We start from the raw sequence: 16,009 nt of genomic DNA, 5'->3' as shown, positions 1-16,009 counted from the left end.
GCGCCGGCCGGCGTTGATATGCAAAAACGCCCCGCGACGATGCGGGGCGATTTGCATTGCGCGCGCTGTTTGCAGTGCTTTGTTGGTGGTGCGTTGCGTTCAGTGCTTTGCTTTCAGTGCTTTGCTTTCAGTGCTCTGGTGTGGCGCTTTGAGCGTTGTGCCGGGTGTTGCCCGGCGGTCAGTCTTCCAGCGCCAGCAGTTCGCCCACCGTCTGGCGGCGACGGATCAGCCGCGCCTGGCCGTTGTCCAGCAACACTTCCGGCGCCAGCGGCCGGCTGTTGTAGTTCGATGACATCGACGAACCGTACGCGCCCGCGTTGTGCAACACCATGAAGTCGCCAATGCGCGGCTGCGGCAGCAGCTGGTCCGACATCACGCCGCCTTCTTCCTGCGTGAACACGTCACCCGATTCGCACAACGGCCCGGCGACGGCAATGCGCGTTTGGGGCGCGCCCTGCGGGTCGGAACCGTCCGGCGCATGCACGGAAATGCGGTGGTAGCTGCCGTACATGGCCGGGCGCATCAAGTCATTGAAGCCCGCATCCACCAGCGCGAAGTCGCGCTCGGGGCGGTGGTTGACGGCGTGCACTTCGGTTACCAGCACGCCGGCCTCGGCGACCAGGAAGCGTCCGGGTTCGATCTCCAGGCGGATCGGGTGTTGCAGAAACTGTTCGATGCGCTTGCGGGCCGCGTCCCATTGTTCGAAGTAGTGGTCGCAGTCGATGCGCGGCTCGCCATCGCGGTAGGGAATCGACAGGCCGCCGCCGGCCGAGATCGCTTCGATGTCGTGGTCCAGCGAGCGCACCACGTCGACCATGGCGTCGCAGACGCTGGACAGGTGGCCGTAGTCCACCCCCGAACCGATGTGCATGTGAATGCCGACCAGCTTCAGGCCGTGGCGGCGCACGATGGATACGGCCCGGGCCACGTCGTCGATCCAGATGCCGTGCTTGCTTTGCGGGCCGCCGGTGTTGGTCTTGTTGCTGTGGCCATGGCCGAAGCCGGGGTTGATGCGCAGCCAAACGCGGTGGCCGCGCGAGGCCTGGCCCACGCGGTCCAACATGTCCAGCGAGCCGGCGTTCACGGTGATGCCGTGCCGAAGTACGGTGGCCAGCGTGGCGTGGTCGATCAGGTCGGCCGTGAAGACCATGCCTTCCGGTTCACCCTTGGGGTCGAATCCGGCGGCCAGGCTGCGCTCGATCTCGCCTAGCGACACGGCGTCGACCACCGCGCCTTCCTCGCGCATCAGGCGCAGGATGTGCAGGTTCGAGCACGCTTTCTGCGCGTAGCGGATGGTGTCGAAGCGGCGCAGCTGCGCGATGCGTTCGCGGATGACGCTGGCGTCGTACACCCACAGCGGCGTGCCATGTTGCGTGGCGAGTTCGGTAAGTTGGCGCGGATCAAAAGCCATGAAGCATGAACCTTGAAAAAGGAAAGGAAACCAGGCGGCATGATGCCGGGTTCGTGTCATCCAGTAAAATGCTTATATGTTGAAGGGTCATTCATTCCTGATATGGAGCGCACCGTGTTGACGCATCGCCATATCGAAGTATTCCGCGCGGTGATGATCGCGGGCAGCGTCACGCGCGCGGCGCAGCTCTTGAGCACGTCGCAACCGACCGTCAGCCGTGAATTGGCGCGGATGGAGCAGGGCATCGGCTTTGCCTTGTTTGAACGCGTGCATGGGCGTTTACGGCCCACCATGCCGGCGCTGGCGCTGTATGACGAGATCCGGCAATCGTATGCGGGGCTGGAGCGCGTTGTGTCGGCGGCGGCCCGCTTGCGCGAATTCCGGGGCGGGCAGCTGTCCGTGATCGCTTTGCCGGCGTTCTCGCATTCCATCTTGCCGGATGCGTTTCGGCGTTTTCACGATCTTCATCCTGGCGTCAGCCTGTCCGTGGAGACGCAAGAATCGCCCTTCCTTGAAGAGTGGCTGACGGCCCAACGCTACGATCTTGGGTTGACCGAGCGGGATGCCGCGCCGGCCGGCACGCGCTTGCAGCTGTTGCTGCAAGTGGACGAGGTCTGCGTGTTGCCCGATGGGCATCCGCTCTTGGCGCGCCAGGAAATCGATCTTGCTGATTTCGAAGGGCATGCCTTTGTCAGCCTGTCCGCCCACGATCCCTACCGGGTACAGATTGACGAAGCCTTTGCTGAAGTCGGCGTGTTGCGGCGCTCGGTGGTCGAAACGCCCACCGCCGTGTCGGTCTGCACTTTTGTCAGGCAAGGGCTGGGGCTGGCCATCGTGAACCCGCTGACGGCGCTGGACTTCGTCGGCAGGGGCCTGCATATCCGCCCGCTGCGGCGTTCGCTGCCCTTTCGCGTGAATGCAGTCTTTCCTGAACACCGGCCCGCCAATCCCTTGGTGCAAGCGTTCGTGGCATCCTTGACCGACGCCGCCAAAGCGATCAAGGCCCGGCTGGCCGGCGGATGATGGCTCTGCTTGTTCTATCGTTCAGGCAGCGAAACGACTCAGGCAGCCCGACTCAGGCAGCCCGACTCAGGCAGCCCGACTCAGGCAGCCGATCCGTTCAGGCAACAAAAAAGGATGCCCGAGGGCATCCTTCTTTATTTGCCGTATTCATGACGCCCCAGAAAGCGGGGCGGCAGAATCTTAGGCCAGCGCCTTGATAGCGGCAGCCAGGCGGCTCTTGTGGCGAGCAGCCTTGTTCTTGTGGATGATGTTCTTGTCAGCCACGCGATCGATCACGCTCGAGGCCTTCTGGAACACGTCGCCAGCCGCAGCTTTGTCGCCAGCGGCGATAGATTGGCGAACGCGCTTGATGGCGGTGCGCAGCATCGAGCGCAGGCTGGAATTGTGCTTGTTGCGCTCAACGGATTGGCGAGCGCGCTTGCGGGCTTGGGCGGTATTGGCCATGTTGCTATATAAGTTGAATTCGGCAAAGTCGAACATTGTAGCAAGTCCCGATGGGATTGCAAGCTTTTAATGTCAGATCTGTCGATGGAGCGCCCGTCAACCGGGCGGGGGGCGCTGGGGGGAAATGTTCCCGGGCTAAAGAGCCCTGGCTAGAGAACCCTTTCGGATGATCCCCTGCTAAAGCCTGAAACACAGCCTTGAGGAAAACCCGCGGCGCCTACTGGATAAAAACACGGTGCTGAGTATACAACGAAGCGGGCGCCAGGCACAGGCGCGCGGCATAGCGTTGTCAGGTCGCGACGTTGATAGAGACAAACCACGGGGTAAAGCGGCGGACATGGATGGGCATCATCTCTTGCAACGTGTCCAGCGCGGCGTTGGTGTCGTCCAGGGGGAAATGCCCCGAGACGGGCAGGCCGCCGGCCGCCATCGATACGCGCAGCGTACCCGTGCGATAGGGGCGCAGCGCCGCAATCACTTCCGCCAGGGGGCGGCCCCGGGCGTCGACCCAGCCGGATTCCCATGCGGCTTCCGCCATCAGCTCGGCGCGCGGGATATCCATGCGTGACACGTCGAACCGCGCGCCCGTTCCCGCACGGACGGTGCCGTGCGCGCCGGCCATCGTTTCGACTTCGACCTCGTGTTCATGCACCACGACCACGGTGCGCTGCGCTTGCTGGCGCACCATGTACCGGGTGCCCAATGCGCGCACGGTGCCTTCGGCGGTCTGTACCAGGAAGGGGCGGCGCGCGTCGGGCGCCACCGAGACTGTTACGGCGCCGTCCAGCAGGCGAACCTGTCGGTAGGCGGGCGTGAAATCCAGGTTGACGCGGCTGCGGGCGTCCAGCAGCAATTGGCTGCCGTCGGACAGCAGGTAGCGGCGGCGTTCGCCGGTGGCCGTGGCCGCATCGGCGGCAACGTTGCTCAGCGGATAGAAGGCGTTGCCGACATAGGCGGCGCCGGCTGCCGTACTGGCGAGCGCCAGCGAGCCGGCCAGAAATCGGCGGCGTGGCGGCACGATGGCCGGGGGCGGAGGGATCAGCGGCTGCGACGTGGGGGCGGCTCCGGCGGCGTACCCGGCTGCGGGATAAGCGTCGCCTAACCGTCCAAACGTCGAACCTGCCAATGAGCCCGTCAGCTGTTGCCAGGCGTTCTCATGGACAGGGTCAGCCGCACGCCACGCCAGGAAGTCGTTGTAGTCCTGCGCTGTCGCTTTACCTGAGCGCAGCAGTAGCAACCAATTGATCACCTGGTCCGCCATGGGTTGTCCTTGGGCGTACTTCACTTCATGTTCCCGCCCGTGAATCGGCGGGGGTTCCTCTTGATGGCAATTTGTAAATAATAAAGGTTTTTTACCAAAGATTACCGGGCTGTTGGCATTTCTTGACGAATCTAGTGCAAAAAGCCGGCGGGAAGCCGGCTTTTTGGTGGGATTGTCTGCGCAACGGCCGAAATCAGACTTTTGGCCGACGTCCAAAGTCTTTAAGCCGGAAGCCAAAGAGTAACAACGTTCCGAAGTACACCACCCCGCTTGCCACCAAAACGCCACCCAGCAAGCCGGCGCGCTGTCCCGCATGGGCCTGCATGCCGAGCCAGTCGATTTTGCCGTCGGCGTACCACAGCAATGCGGCCAACGCCGCCAGGGCCGGCAGCAGGCGCAGCACGAACACGGTCCAGCCCGGCCCCGGCTGGTACACGCCCCGGCGGCGCAAGCCGATCAGAAGCGCCAAGGCGTTCAGGCAGGCGCCCAGGCCAATGGCCAGCGCCAGGCCGGCATGCGCCATGAACGGTACCAGCACCAGGTTCATCAACTGTGTCAAAACCAGCACGCCGATGGCGATTTTGACGGGCGTGCGGATGTCTTGCTTGGCATAGAACCCCGGGGCAAGAATCTTGACGGCCAACAGGCCGATCAAGCCGGCGGAGTACGACATGACGGCCAGGCGCGTTTGCAGCACGTCTTGCGCGGCGAAGGCGCCATAGTGGAACAGGGTGGCTACCAGGCCGTCCGACAGCAGCGCCATGCCCACCGCGGCGGGCACGCCCAGCAGCAGCACTAGACGCAAGCCCCAATCCAGCAGGCCGCTGTAGCCGCCGTGGTCATCGCGGGCGTGGGCGGCGGACAGGCTGGGCAGCAGCACGGTGCCTAGCGCCACGCCCAGCAAGGCGGTGGGAAACTCCATCAGCCGGTCGGCGAAGGACAGCCACGTGACGCTGCCCGGCGTGAGCCAGGTGGCGATGTTGGTGTTGATCAGCAGGGATATCTGCGCCACCGACACACCCAGCGTGGCGGGCGCCATTTGCTTGAGGATGCGCTGCACGGTGGGGTCGGCCCAGGCTTGGCGAAAGCGCAGCGAAAAGCGCGGAGTCAGCCCCAGGCGGGCCAGGGCCACCCATTGCACGGCCAGTTGCGCCACGCCGCCGATCATCACGCCGACGGCCAGTGCGTAAACGGGCACATCCATGCGCGGCGCCAGCCAAATGCACGCGGCGATCATCGACAGGTTGAGCAGCACGGGGGTGAAGGCCGGCACGGCGAAGCGGCGCCAGGTGTTCAGCACGCCGGAGGCGAACGCAATCAGAGACATGCAGAAGATGTAGGGAAACATCATCCGCGTCATCCAGACGGCAGCGCCGAACTCGGTATCGCGGGCAGCGCCACGCAGGCCACTGGCCATGGCCGACACCACCCAGGGCGCGGCGACGATGCCGATCAACGTGATCAGCATCAGCGTGGCGGTCAGCAGCAGCGCCACGCGGTCCAGCAAGATGCGGACTTCTTCTTCAGACCGCTTGTTGCGCGCGGCGCCGAGTATGGGCACGAACGCCTGGGCAAACGCGCCCTCGGCGAACAAGCGGCGCAGCAGGTTGGGAATGCGGAAGGCGACCCAGAAGGCGTCGGTGATAGGGCCGGCGCCAAAGGCGCGCGCGACCAGGATGTCGCGAATCAGACCGGAAATGCGGGACAGCAGGGTGAAGCTGCTGACGGTGGCCGCCGAACGAAACAGGCTCATGGATGGGACTACGAAAAATTGGGGCGGACTGGCCCCGCAAACACAACGCCTGTTGAAAGGACCGGTGCGCTCCCCGCCCACGCACTACGCAAGAATGCCCTTTCCCCGCCGGGCCGCCCCAAGGGGAAAGACGCCCCCTCGGGGGGCAGCAAGCGTGCGAAGCATGCGCGGCGTGGGGGCATTCTTACTTCGGCGGCATGCGGATGGCGCCGTCCAGGCGGATGGTTTCGCCGTTCAGCATGTCGTTCGTGATGATGCTGTAGACCAGCTTGGCGTAGTCCTCCGGACGGCCCAGGCGGGCGGGGAAGGGGATGCTGGCGGCCAGCGAATCCTGCACTTCCTGCGGCATGCCGAAGATCATCGGCGTGCCGAAAATGCCCGGGGCGATGGTCATGCAGCGGATGCCGGTCTTGGCCAAATCGCGCGCGATCGGCAGGGTCATGCCTGCCACGCCCGCCTTCGATGCCGCGTAGGCAGCCTGGCCGATCTGGCCGTCGAAGGCGGCAACGGACGCCGTGTTGATCATGACGCCACGTTCGCCCGTGGGTTCCGGGGTATTGGCGCTCATGGCTTCGGCGGCCAGGCGCATCATGTTGAAGCTGCCGATCAGGTTGATCGACACGACCTTCTGGAACAGTTCCAGCGGGTGCGCGCCGTTCTTGCCGACGATCTTTGCGGCAGGCGCGACGCCCGCGCAGTTCACCAGCCCAAACAACGCACCCAGTTCCAGCGCGGCCGCCACGGCGCTTTTGCCGTCGGCTTCCTGCGTGACGTCGCAATGCACGTAGCGCTGGCCCAATTCCTTGGCCAGGGCCTGGCCCGGCTCGTCCTGCACGTCAGCGATGACGACCTGGGCGCCGTTTTCCACCAGCATGCGCACGGTGCCCGCGCCCAGTCCCGATGCGCCACCCGTAACGATGAATACCTTGTTCGCGATTTCCATGTCTCTACCACCAGTTCAATTCAAAGGGGATGAAAGCGGCGCGGCAGGCGCCGAATGCGACAAGGCCTTCGGGCCGATGCTGGAGCGCAGTGCGTCCAGCCGGCGCCGAAGGCCTTTGGGCCGACCAAGCGCCTATCAGCTGTTGACAGCCTCGAACAGGCGCGACTTGATTTCGTCGACGGCGCCCACGCCCGAGATCTTCCGGTACTTCGGGGCTTCGGCGGCGTTCTGCTGTGCCCAGGTCGAGTAGTAATCAACCAGCGGACGGGTCTGTTCGCGGTACACGGACAGGCGATGGCGCACCGTTTCCTCGCGATCGTCGTCGCGCTGGATCAGTTCTTCGCCGGTGAGGTCGTCGCGGCCTTCAACCTTGGGCGGGTTAAAGCGCACGTGGTAGCTGCGGCCGCTGGGCTGGTGCACGCGGCGCCCGCTCATGCGTTCGATGATGTCCTCTTCGGGCACTTCGATTTCCACCACGTAGTCCAGCTTGACGCCGGCGCTTTTCAGCGCGTCGGCTTGCGGGATGGTGCGGGGGAAACCGTCGAACAGGTAGCCGCCGGCGCAGTCGGGCTGCTTCAGGCGGTCCTGGACCAGGCCGATGATGATCTCGTCGGAAACCAGACCGCCGGCGTCCATGACCTTTTTGGCTTCAATACCCAAGGGCGTGCCCGCCTTCACCGCGGCTCGCAGCATGTCGCCGGTGGAGATCTGGGGAATGCCGAAGTGTTGGGTGAGAAACGCGGCCTGGGTGCCTTTGCCGGCGCCGGGAGGTCCGAGCAAGATGAGACGCATGAGTGCTCCTGATGGGGTTTATTTTTTGTGATCCGGGGGATTATGCCGCAACGCAGCAGCCAATGCGGGGCTGCGCCATGGGAAATAACCCTTACATCTGTTTGCTGTAGACCAAGCGCACGCGTTCCAGATCCGCCGGGGTATCTACGCCCGCTGCGGGAGGGTTGAGCGTACGGTGTACGACGATTTGATGGCCATGTTCCATGGCGCGCAGCTGTTCCAGCGCCTCGAAGCGTTCCAGCATGCCTTGCGGCAGCGTCGGGAAGCGGCGCAGGAACGACACGCGGTAGGCGTACAGGCCGATGTGATGCCAGGCGGGCAGCCCGTCGGCCAGCACACGTTCGCCGCTGGCGAGCGCATCGCGCGCCCAGGGAATCGGGGCGCGCGAGAAATACAGGGCGCGATCGTCGGCGGTGCACACGACTTTCACGACATTCGGGTTGAACAGCGCCTCGGCGTCGGCCAGCGGGCAGGCGGCGGTGGCGATATCGGCGTGGGGGCAGGCTTGCAGCTTGGCCGCCACGGCGTCGATCAGTTCGGGTTCGATCAGCGGTTCATCGCCTTGCACGTTCACGACGATGGCGTCGTCCGGCAAGCCCAGTTGCTGGACGGCTTCGGCCAGCCGGTCCGTGCCCGTGGGATGGTCGCCGCGCGTCATCAGGGCGGTCAGGCCATGGGCCTGCACGGCCGCCTGCACGCGCGCGTCGTCCGTGGCGATGTACAGCCGGGATGCGCCGGACAGCGCGGCGCGGTCGGCGGTGCGCACGACCATCGGCTTGCCGGCGATATCGGCAAGGGGCTTGTCGGGCAGGCGGGTCGAGGCGGCGCGCGCCGGGATCAAGGCGATGAAACTCACGGTGCGGCGGTCAGGTGGGGGCGGTTTCGTCCAGCACTCGGGCTTCCGACTCAAGCATGACGGGGATGCCGTCGCGAATCGGGAAAGCCAGGCGGTCGGCGCGGCAAACGAGTTCGGCGTGCTGCCGGTCGTTTTCAAGGCGCCCCTTGCACAGGGGGCAGACGAGGATGTCGAGAAGTCGGGATTCCATGACCGGGATTCTAAAACAGTTTGCGGCGGGCAAGGCCCGGCGGGCCCGGGCGAGAGTCAGATTTTCAAGTCGGCGGCCGCGCTTGGGCGACTGCCGATGTCGAGTTTGGAGCGAGACGTTGGTGTAGCGTTTGTGCCAGCCAGTCAAACAACCGGGCGTCGGAAAAAGCCGCCGTGACGGGGACTTCCCACAGGCGCGCGTCGTGCAGCGCGGCACATTTGATGGCGTCCTTGGACGTCACCAGGATCGCGTCGGCCATCAGGCCCTGGAAGGGCGAATCGGCGTAGTCGTGATGGTCGGGCAAGGGCAGCGTCGCGTCCGGTTCGATTCCGGCCGCGCGCAGTGTCGAGAAGAAGCGTTCCGGGTTGCCGATGCCCGCGGCGGCCGCCACGCGCGGCTGGCCCGCAAAGGCAGAAAGCGGGCGCGTTGCGCCGTCTTCGATGTGGCGGGCGTCGCCCGGTTCCAGCCACATCCGCACCGGACGCGGGCGGCGGGCGGGAACAGCGTCGGCGTTGGCGTTAGCCTGGACCCCGGGGCCGACCGGCGTGCCGATGTTGGTGACGACCACATCCACGTCCTGCAAGCGATGCGCGGGTTCGCGTAGTGGGCCGGCGGGCAGCAGCCTGCCGTTGCCCACGCCGCGCGCGTCCTGCACCACGATTTCGACGTCACGCGCCAGCGCCAGATGTTGCAGGCCGTCGTCCGAGACAATCACGTCCACATCGGGATGCGCCTGGAGCAGCGCACGGGCGGCCAACGCGCGTTTCGGGTGCACGGATACCGGGGCGCCCGTGGCGCGCGCGATCAACGCGGGCTCGTCGCCAAAGCGATCAGCCGCCAATGCACCGACGCCGACCCGGGCTTCGCGGCCGATCTTCACGCCATAGCCGCGGCTGACCACGCCCGGGGTGAACCCGCGCGCCCGCAAGCCTTGCACCGTGGCGATCACCATGGGGGTCTTGCCGGTGCCTCCGACGTAGATGTTGCCCACCACCACGACCGGCACCGGCGCGCGGTAGCTGGGCTTGGCGCCGCTGAGGTAGGCGGCGCGCTTTCTGGCCACCGCCCACTCGGTCAGCGCAGCCAGGGGCGACAGCAGGGTCGACAGCCAGCCGCCATGCTGCCACTGGCGGGCCAGCAGCGAAGGAGACGAACGCGGGGTGCTCACCGTGAGGTCTGGGCGGCGAAGTTGACGCGCCCGATGCCGGCCAGGCGGGCGGCTTCCATGATGTTGATCACGGATTGGTGGGTGGCTTGGGCGTCGGCGTTGATGATGACCAGCGGCTCGGTCTTGCCGGCAGCCGCCTGACGCAGTACGTCGGCGATTTCAGGAGGCGTGGAGACGTCGATCAGCGTACCGTTCAGCGCATAGCGCCCATCCTGGCTGACGGCCACTTCCAGCGCCGGCGGCGTGTCCTGCTCGGACGACGCCTGCGGCAGGGTCACCTTCAACTGCGTGAAGCGGGTGAACGACGTGGTGGCGGCCAGGAAAATCAGGATGACCAGCAAGACGTCGATCAGCGGGATCAGGTTGATGTCCAGCTCGTCGCGATCGCCCCGGGAACCGCGGAAATTCATGAACGCCCCTCGCGTGCGGGGTAGGCCGCGGGGTGGGCTGCGGGATGGGTGGAAGGGGCCGGCGGCACGGGCGACACGGCGCGGACCAGGCGCGAGGCGGATTGCTCCATGGCGCTGAGATAGCCGTCGACCCGACCGCGCAGGTAGCGGTGGGCAATCATGGCGGGAATGGCGATCAGGATGCCGAAGCCGGTGTTGTACAGCGCGATGGAGATGCCGCGCGCCAGTTGGGCGGGGTCACCGCCGCCGGGCGTGTACGACCCGAAGATCTCGATCATGCCGACCACGGTGCCGAACAGCCCCATCAAGGGCGCGACGACGGCGATGGTGCCGATGGCGGGGATGTAGCGGCTGAGGTCATGCGCCACGGCCCGGCCGGTGTCTTCGACCACGTTGCGCAGTTCTTCGCGGGGCAGATGGCGGTGACGCATCACTTCGGCCAGCACCCGGCCCAGCGGCGAGTTTCGTTCCAGGCGGTTGATGGCTTCGGGCGTGTCCTGGCGGTTGCGCAGCATGTCCACGACCTGTTCGTTCAGGCCGCGGGGCAGGATAAGGCTGCGGCGCAGGGAGAGGAAGCGCTCGAAAATCAGCGCCAGTCCCAGCACGGATGTCGCCAGCAGGGGCCAGATGGGCCAGCCGGCCTCGCGCAAAATGGAAAGCAAAGCGTTCAACTCCCGGGGGCCATAGGGCGGCAACAGTGCGTGCGCCGTGGCATCAGATCAAGCCGAAACTGTAACGGTGCGGCGGGTTTGTGGCAAGGCGGGAAGGCCCGCGATTTATCCACAGAAATTGTGGATAATTCTGTGCAAAACTTCGCCGGAACGCTTGTGGGCACAGGGCTTGCGCTTGTTTGCTTCAAATTAGCGCAATCGAGTTTTTATAATTTATATATAAAAATCAATAACTTGCACGGAGTTTGCTGGCTTTCGGGCCTGCCGCTGCAAAAATCTGTGGACGCGGTATCATTGCGCCCCGCTACGTATGCCCTGTGGACAGGTACGCATCGGAAAGCCTCATGACAATTGAATTTGCAGTCACAAACAACGCATTCACGCGGGATATCCTGACAGTTGCCCAGCTAAACCAAGCAGTGGGGCAGTTGTTGGAGCGCAGCATCCCGGCTTTATGGGTGCGCGGAGAGATTTCGAACTTCACGCAGGCGGCATCCGGGCATTGGTACTTCACGCTCAAGGACAGCCGGGCCTCGGTGCGGGCTGTCATGTTCCGAAGCCGCGCCAGCGCGGTCGGTTTTGTCCCAAAGGCGGGCGACCAGGTCGAAATCCGTGCGCGGGTGTCCCTGTACGAGCCGCGCGGCGACTACCAGTTGCAGGCCGACGCCATGCGCCGGGCCGGTCTGGGCAATCTGTATGAAGCGTTTCTACGGCTGAAAGAGCAATTGGCCTCGGAAGGCCTGTTCGATCCGGCCCGCAAGCGCGAGCCCGCCCGCTTGCCGCGCGCAATCGGGGTCATTACGTCGCTGCACGCAGCGGCGCTGCGCGATGTGCTGTCGGCGCTTGCCAGGCGCGCGCCGCAAGTGCCCGTCATCATCTATCCGGCCCCGGTTCAGGGCGCCGATGCCGCCAGCCGCCTGGCCGCCCAAGTGCGCTTGGCCAACGCCCGCGCCGAGGTCGACACCTTGCTGCTGGTGCGCGGCGGGGGCAGCATCGAAGATCTGTGGAGCTTCAACGACGAAGACCTGGCGCGGCAGGTCGCGGTCAGCGAAATTCCGGTGATCAGCGGCGTGGGGCATGAAACCGACTTCACCATCGTGGACTTTGTGGCCGATGTGCGCGCGCCCACGCCCACGGCCGCCGCCGAATTGGCCTGCGTGCCACGTTCCGAATTGATGGGCCGCGTCATGCAGTCGGCCCAAGCCATGGTTCGGGGCCAGCAACGGCGGCTGGAACGCGCCGCGCAGCGCCTGGATCGTGCGTCCGGGCAGTTGGTGTCGCCGTCGCAACGGCTTGAGCACCAGCAAGAACGCCTGAACAGCCTGCGCTTCCGGCTTGCGTCCGCGTGGTCGGGCCCACAAGCCCGGCGCACCGCGCGCGTCAATCTGCTGACGCAACGCCTGGCGCATCGCGTGCCCGATACCGGGCGCGCCGCCGACCGCCTGGCAGGCGCCGTGCGTCAGCTGGGCCAGGCGCATGCGCGTCTGCTCGTGCAGGGTCGCAACCGGTTGGCGGCGGCCACGGCGCAGTTGCGCGCGCTGGACCCGGGCAATACCTTGTCGCGCGGCTACGCCATCGCGCGGGACGCCGATGGCCGCATCGTGCGGGATGCCGCAAGTCTGGCGGCCGGGCAGGCGCTGGACCTGAGCTTTGCACAGGGCGGGGCGCAGGTGCAGGTGCAGCAAACCCGCAATAGCCGCGACGCCGGTTAAGCAGAAACGATCCGCCGGCCGGCAGCGCCCACGCATTCGGCGGGGGCGCCGGCGGGGTGGTGCACGACAGGTTGACGCACTCTGAGGCGATGCAATGCGGCACAACGAAAGCATGGGTTGGATGGCCGGTGTGTTGGCCGGAACGGTCATGGCGCTGGGGCATGTAGCGCTAGTGGAAGCGGCAGAGGCCACACCAGTGCCGGTATCAGCGCAGGCAACATCGCCGGAATCAGCACAAGGACCGGCACGGGTATCAGCGCAGGAATCAACGCAGGTACCGGCTCAGACCCCGGCTCAGACCCCGGCCCAGACCTCGGCCCAGACCTCGGCCCAGACCCCGGCCCAGACCCCGGCCCAGACCTCGGCCCAGACACCGCCTCAGGCCGCAAGCCAGCCCCCCGCCGCCAACTGCGATTGCCAGTCGCCCTACCGCGACTACAAAGAGGCCGACACCCCCGACACCCGGGCACTGTTTGCCGCCGTACGCAACAACGATCCGGACGCCTTTGCCTCTGCATTGGCGCAGGTCCGGCAGCCCGGCGACTACGCGCTGGACGGCGTGCCGCTGCTGCACGCGCTGCTCAAGCCGCCGCGCGAATTGCGCGCCCAGAACGTGTACTGGGGCATTTCAACCGAGGATGCCGATCGCATACGCCAAGCTCACCAGGCCACGCTGCCTGCGCGCACGCGCATGCTGGCCGCGCTGCTGGCCACCCGGCCTCCGCTGAACGACGTCACCTACGAATCGCGTCGTCCGCCGCTGCATCTGGCGCTGCTGTATGGCACGCCCGAACTCATGGACATGCTGCTGGCGGCCGGTGCCCACGCCAATCAGCGCGGCGATGAACACCGCACCCCACTTGAATTCCTGTTGAATCGCGATTTTGAATTCGCGGTGCGCATGACGTACCTTCCGCGTCTGGTCGACCGCCCATCAATGACACACATGGTGCTGGCTTTGTTCAAGGCCGGCGCCGCCAAGCCCTATGCCGACGCGGGCGCCGACGTGGCGGATTACCTGGCGTGGTCGCCCATGGTTGAACTGACCGAGGGCGCGGCACCGTTGCAGGCGCTGGCCGCCACCGGCACCAAGCCGGCGTATGAAGACGGGCTGACGGCCTTGGCGCTGGCCGCCTACCTGGGCAATGCCGGCGCGGTGCCCGTGTTGAAGGAACTTGGGCCGCGCCAAATCCCCAACACCGGCTACGGCCAGACCGGCCAATACGACCTCTGGCTGGACGCCGCGCAGGCGGCGGTGCAGGGCGGCCATCCCGATATTGCGGCGCAGTTGGTGCAAAAGAACATGCCGTTCGCGCAACGCGGCCCACAAACGGGTTCCAGCGCGGCGCTGTTCACCAAAGTGGAGTCCGACGCCCAGCCCATCATGAACCTGGCGGCGCGCCGTGGCGACGTGCAAACGCTGCAACGTTTGCTGGCGCTGGGGGCGCCAGTCGATGGCGACCCGCAAGATCAAAACGGCAACACGCCGCTTGCCGATGCGGTACAGGCCCGCAAACCGCAAGCCATCAAGCTGCTATTGGCCGCGGGCGCCGACCCCCGCGCCAAGCGTGAAGGCTATGACGTGAAATCGCCCGTCGATGTCGCGGTGCAATCGGGCGATGCCGCAACGCTGCGCCTGTTTGCCGATGCGGGCTTCGACCTGAAGGCGCTGGGCACGGGGGCGATCCGGCGCGCGCTGGAAAACCGCGATACGTCATTGGCGTTGATGCTGATCGAAGCTGGCGTGCCCACGGAAGTGAAGGCGGGGGACGCGGACAGCGGCGACGGCGCGCCGCTGTTGCTGCTGGCCGCAGCGTCGGGGCAAGTGCCCGTCGTTGACGCCTTGCTGGCCAAGGGCGCGGACCCGGTCGGCCTGGCGACCGATGGCGAAAGCGCGCTGTACTGGCTGATCGGCAGGCAAGACGCCGCGATGCTGGAACGGCTGCTGCGGGCGGGCGCCAAGTTGGACGATCCACGCCTGCCCCGCGCCCCGGCTTCGTACGCGCTGTTGAACGCGGCCGTGGCCTCGGGCGACATCGCGCTGGTGCGCCGCATCAGCAAAGCCACCGGCCAACCCGTGGCGCAAGCCTGCGTGCCCGAACGCGGCGAAGCCAGCCTGATCGAAGCGCCGGGCTATATCGCGGCATTGCAGGCGGCGGGTTTTACCGGCAAGCCCTCGACCTGCGCGCCCGACGCCGCGCCGCTGTCGCGACGCATCGTGGTTCAGTTGCTTCATAGCCGGCAGTGGTACGTGGCCCGGCAGGGCGAACTTGTGCAGCTGCTGCGGTTCGTGAACGCCACCGGGGGGTCGCTGGACGCCGCACTGGACGACGGCGCGACGCCCTTGAACACCGCAATCGAACTGGGCCGCGAAGACCTGGTCCGCGCCATGCTCACGGCCGGCGCGCGTCCCGACCAGGCCGACGCCATGGGCCGCGGGCCGGCGTGGGTGGCGTTGCAATCCGGCCAGCCCGCCATGCTGTCATTGCTGGCGCGCCACGGTGCGCGTTTTGACAAGGTCGCCGCACCGCCTGGCCAGTCCTTCGCCCACACGCTGGCATGCCAGTCCGCACCCGCGTTCCAGCGTGTCGTCCAAGCGGCCGGTGCATCCCCGCCGGCCACTTGCCCGTCCCCCGCGCCGTCCAGGCGAGGGGCCGCCAAGGTGGCCAGCAAATCCGCCGACTCCGCGGGCTTGGCGGGCCTGTATGTGCTGAACGGTGTGCGTGAAGTCGGTAGCCAATTGCTGTTGTCGCCGGACGGCAGCTTTGACTACATGCTGAGCTACGGCGCCGTCGACATCGCGGCGCGCGGCGCCTGGCGCAGCGACGGCAAACAGGTGTTTCTGGACACGCCGCCGATCCAGCCGTATTCGCCTGTCCACGACGTGCGTGCTGATACCCGGCCCGCACGCCCCACCCAGCCCGGCTTTTTGTCCGTGCGCGTTTTCTACCGCGATCGCCCGGTGAAAGTTGACGTGGCGATGTCGTCGGCGGATGCCGATCACGGGGGCGGTCCGCGCCCGTCCGAAGGTGAAGACGGCATCAGCGCACCCATCGAGCCGGGCGCTTTGAAAACACTGGCCGTGTTTGTGCCGCTGCCCTCGGGCGCGCGCTGGCATCAGGTAGACATCAGCAAACTGGACGCCGGCACGCGCGCGATACGCGTGGACCTGGACGTACCGGAAGAAGCCGCCGGCGCACCGCTGCACAAGACATTCGCCGTGCACAAAGACGGCACGCTGGTGGAGTCGGAAGGCGGCAGGGAACTGCGATACGAGAAAGAGTAGCGTTTACAAAAACCCAGTGCGACACGCCGTGCGTCGGCGTGAATGCGCATATGCTCATGCGCGCCGTTAACCCCGCGCGGACGCGGGGT

Annotated in this window: 14 protein-coding genes; 3 read left to right on the top strand and 11 right to left on the bottom strand. The window is 66.1% G+C overall.

Translation table 11 applies throughout. The features are described 5' to 3' along the window. Positions 1 to 178 precede the first annotated feature (178 nt). Positions 179 to 1,411 carry a diaminopimelate decarboxylase gene (gene lysA / locus AC0Z35_RS24700; protein WP_485132767.1) on the bottom strand — a complete coding sequence of 411 codons (1,233 nt, stop codon included), beginning with the start codon at positions 1,409 to 1,411 and terminating at the stop codon, positions 179 to 181. A gap of 114 nt (positions 1,412 to 1,525) precedes the next feature. Here lysA and AC0Z35_RS24695 point away from each other — a divergent pair, with 114 nt between their 5' ends. After that, entirely contained in the window at positions 1,526 to 2,434 is a 909-nt protein-coding gene (locus AC0Z35_RS24695) for a LysR family transcriptional regulator (protein ID WP_046804783.1), read from the top strand. A 180-nt stretch (positions 2,435 to 2,614) separates the two neighbouring features. On the opposite strand, the gene rpsT is transcribed toward AC0Z35_RS24695, so the two are convergent. From rpsT to AC0Z35_RS24645, 10 genes are all read right to left on the bottom strand, one after another. Beyond that, positions 2,615 to 2,878, bottom strand: coding sequence for a 30S ribosomal protein S20 (gene rpsT / locus AC0Z35_RS24690; protein WP_025135824.1), 264 nt, complete (start codon positions 2,876 to 2,878; stop codon positions 2,615 to 2,617). A gap of 289 nt (positions 2,879 to 3,167) precedes the next feature. Beyond that, entirely contained in the window at positions 3,168 to 4,139 is a 972-nt protein-coding gene (locus AC0Z35_RS24685; protein ID WP_046804712.1) for a FecR family protein, read from the bottom strand. Positions 4,140 to 4,332: 193 nt separating this feature from the next. Beyond that, complete coding sequence (gene murJ / locus AC0Z35_RS24680; RefSeq protein ID WP_485132768.1) at positions 4,333 to 5,892, bottom strand: murein biosynthesis integral membrane protein MurJ; 1,560 nt, start codon at positions 5,890 to 5,892, stop codon at positions 4,333 to 4,335. 184 nt (positions 5,893 to 6,076) lie between these two features. Then, positions 6,077 to 6,835: a 3-hydroxyacyl-CoA dehydrogenase gene (locus AC0Z35_RS24675; RefSeq protein ID WP_485132769.1), complete on the bottom strand. Its 759-nt coding sequence runs from the start codon at positions 6,833 to 6,835 to the stop codon at positions 6,077 to 6,079. 135 nt (positions 6,836 to 6,970) lie between these two features. After that, positions 6,971 to 7,627, bottom strand: coding sequence for an adenylate kinase (gene adk / locus AC0Z35_RS24670; RefSeq protein WP_046804709.1), 657 nt, complete (start codon positions 7,625 to 7,627; stop codon positions 6,971 to 6,973). A 91-nt stretch (positions 7,628 to 7,718) separates the two neighbouring features. Further along, on the bottom strand, positions 7,719 to 8,483 hold the full coding sequence (gene kdsB / locus AC0Z35_RS24665; protein WP_104144415.1) for a 3-deoxy-manno-octulosonate cytidylyltransferase: 765 nt from the start codon (positions 8,481 to 8,483) through the stop codon (positions 7,719 to 7,721). Positions 8,484 to 8,493: 10 nt separating this feature from the next. Then, positions 8,494 to 8,673 carry a Trm112 family protein gene (locus AC0Z35_RS24660; RefSeq protein ID WP_120156251.1) on the bottom strand — a complete coding sequence of 60 codons (180 nt, stop codon included), beginning with the start codon at positions 8,671 to 8,673 and terminating at the stop codon, positions 8,494 to 8,496. Between the two features lie 64 nt (positions 8,674 to 8,737). Continuing rightward, positions 8,738 to 9,841 carry a tetraacyldisaccharide 4'-kinase gene (gene lpxK, locus AC0Z35_RS24655; protein WP_485132770.1) on the bottom strand — a complete coding sequence of 368 codons (1,104 nt, stop codon included), beginning with the start codon at positions 9,839 to 9,841 and terminating at the stop codon, positions 8,738 to 8,740. Further along, entirely contained in the window at positions 9,838 to 10,251 is a 414-nt protein-coding gene (locus AC0Z35_RS24650; protein ID WP_046804705.1) for an ExbD/TolR family protein, read from the bottom strand. Before AC0Z35_RS24650 ends, lpxK begins: the two co-directional genes overlap by 4 nt. Beyond that, positions 10,248 to 10,913: a MotA/TolQ/ExbB proton channel family protein gene (locus AC0Z35_RS24645; protein ID WP_046804704.1), complete on the bottom strand. Its 666-nt coding sequence runs from the start codon at positions 10,911 to 10,913 to the stop codon at positions 10,248 to 10,250. The genes AC0Z35_RS24650 and AC0Z35_RS24645 overlap by 4 nt, the downstream gene beginning before the upstream one ends. Positions 10,914 to 11,266: 353 nt before the next feature. Here AC0Z35_RS24645 and xseA point away from each other — a divergent pair, with 353 nt between their 5' ends. Continuing rightward, entirely contained in the window at positions 11,267 to 12,634 is a 1,368-nt protein-coding gene (gene xseA / locus AC0Z35_RS24640) for an exodeoxyribonuclease VII large subunit (protein ID WP_219990442.1), read from the top strand. Positions 12,635 to 12,728: 94 nt separating this feature from the next. Beyond that, positions 12,729 to 15,920, top strand: coding sequence for an ankyrin repeat domain-containing protein (locus AC0Z35_RS24635; protein ID WP_485132771.1), 3,192 nt, complete (start codon positions 12,729 to 12,731; stop codon positions 15,918 to 15,920). Positions 15,921 to 16,009 lie beyond the last annotated feature (89 nt).

It is taken from the genome of Achromobacter sp. 1L-A-4-B-C2 (genome assembly GCF_057291955.1).
Note: the sequence above shows the minus strand (reverse complement) of the source record. Positions and strands in the feature narration are given on the sequence as shown.

Bases quoted from the DNA above. Each gene is read 5' to 3' on its own strand.
- adk (WP_046804709.1), bottom strand. From the start codon at position 7,627: ATGCGTCTCATCTTGCTCGGACCTCCCGGCGCCGGCAAAGGCACCCAG.
- lysA (WP_485132767.1), bottom strand. From the start codon at position 1,411: ATGGCTTTTGATCCGCGCCAACTTACCGAACTCGCCACGCAACATGGC.
- AC0Z35_RS24650 (WP_046804705.1), bottom strand. From the start codon at position 10,251: ATGAATTTCCGCGGTTCCCGGGGCGATCGCGACGAGCTGGACATCAAC.
- AC0Z35_RS24675 (WP_485132769.1), bottom strand. From the start codon at position 6,835: ATGGAAATCGCGAACAAGGTATTCATCGTTACGGGTGGCGCATCGGGA.
- AC0Z35_RS24660 (WP_120156251.1), bottom strand. From the start codon at position 8,673: ATGGAATCCCGACTTCTCGACATCCTCGTCTGCCCCCTGTGCAAGGGG.
- AC0Z35_RS24635 (WP_485132771.1), top strand. From the start codon at position 12,729: ATGCGGCACAACGAAAGCATGGGTTGGATGGCCGGTGTGTTGGCCGGA.
- murJ (WP_485132768.1), bottom strand. From the start codon at position 5,892: ATGAGCCTGTTTCGTTCGGCGGCCACCGTCAGCAGCTTCACCCTGCTG.
- AC0Z35_RS24685 (WP_046804712.1), bottom strand. From the start codon at position 4,139: ATGGCGGACCAGGTGATCAATTGGTTGCTACTGCTGCGCTCAGGTAAA.
- xseA (WP_219990442.1), top strand. From the start codon at position 11,267: ATGACAATTGAATTTGCAGTCACAAACAACGCATTCACGCGGGATATC.
- rpsT (WP_025135824.1), bottom strand. From the start codon at position 2,878: ATGGCCAATACCGCCCAAGCCCGCAAGCGCGCTCGCCAATCCGTTGAG.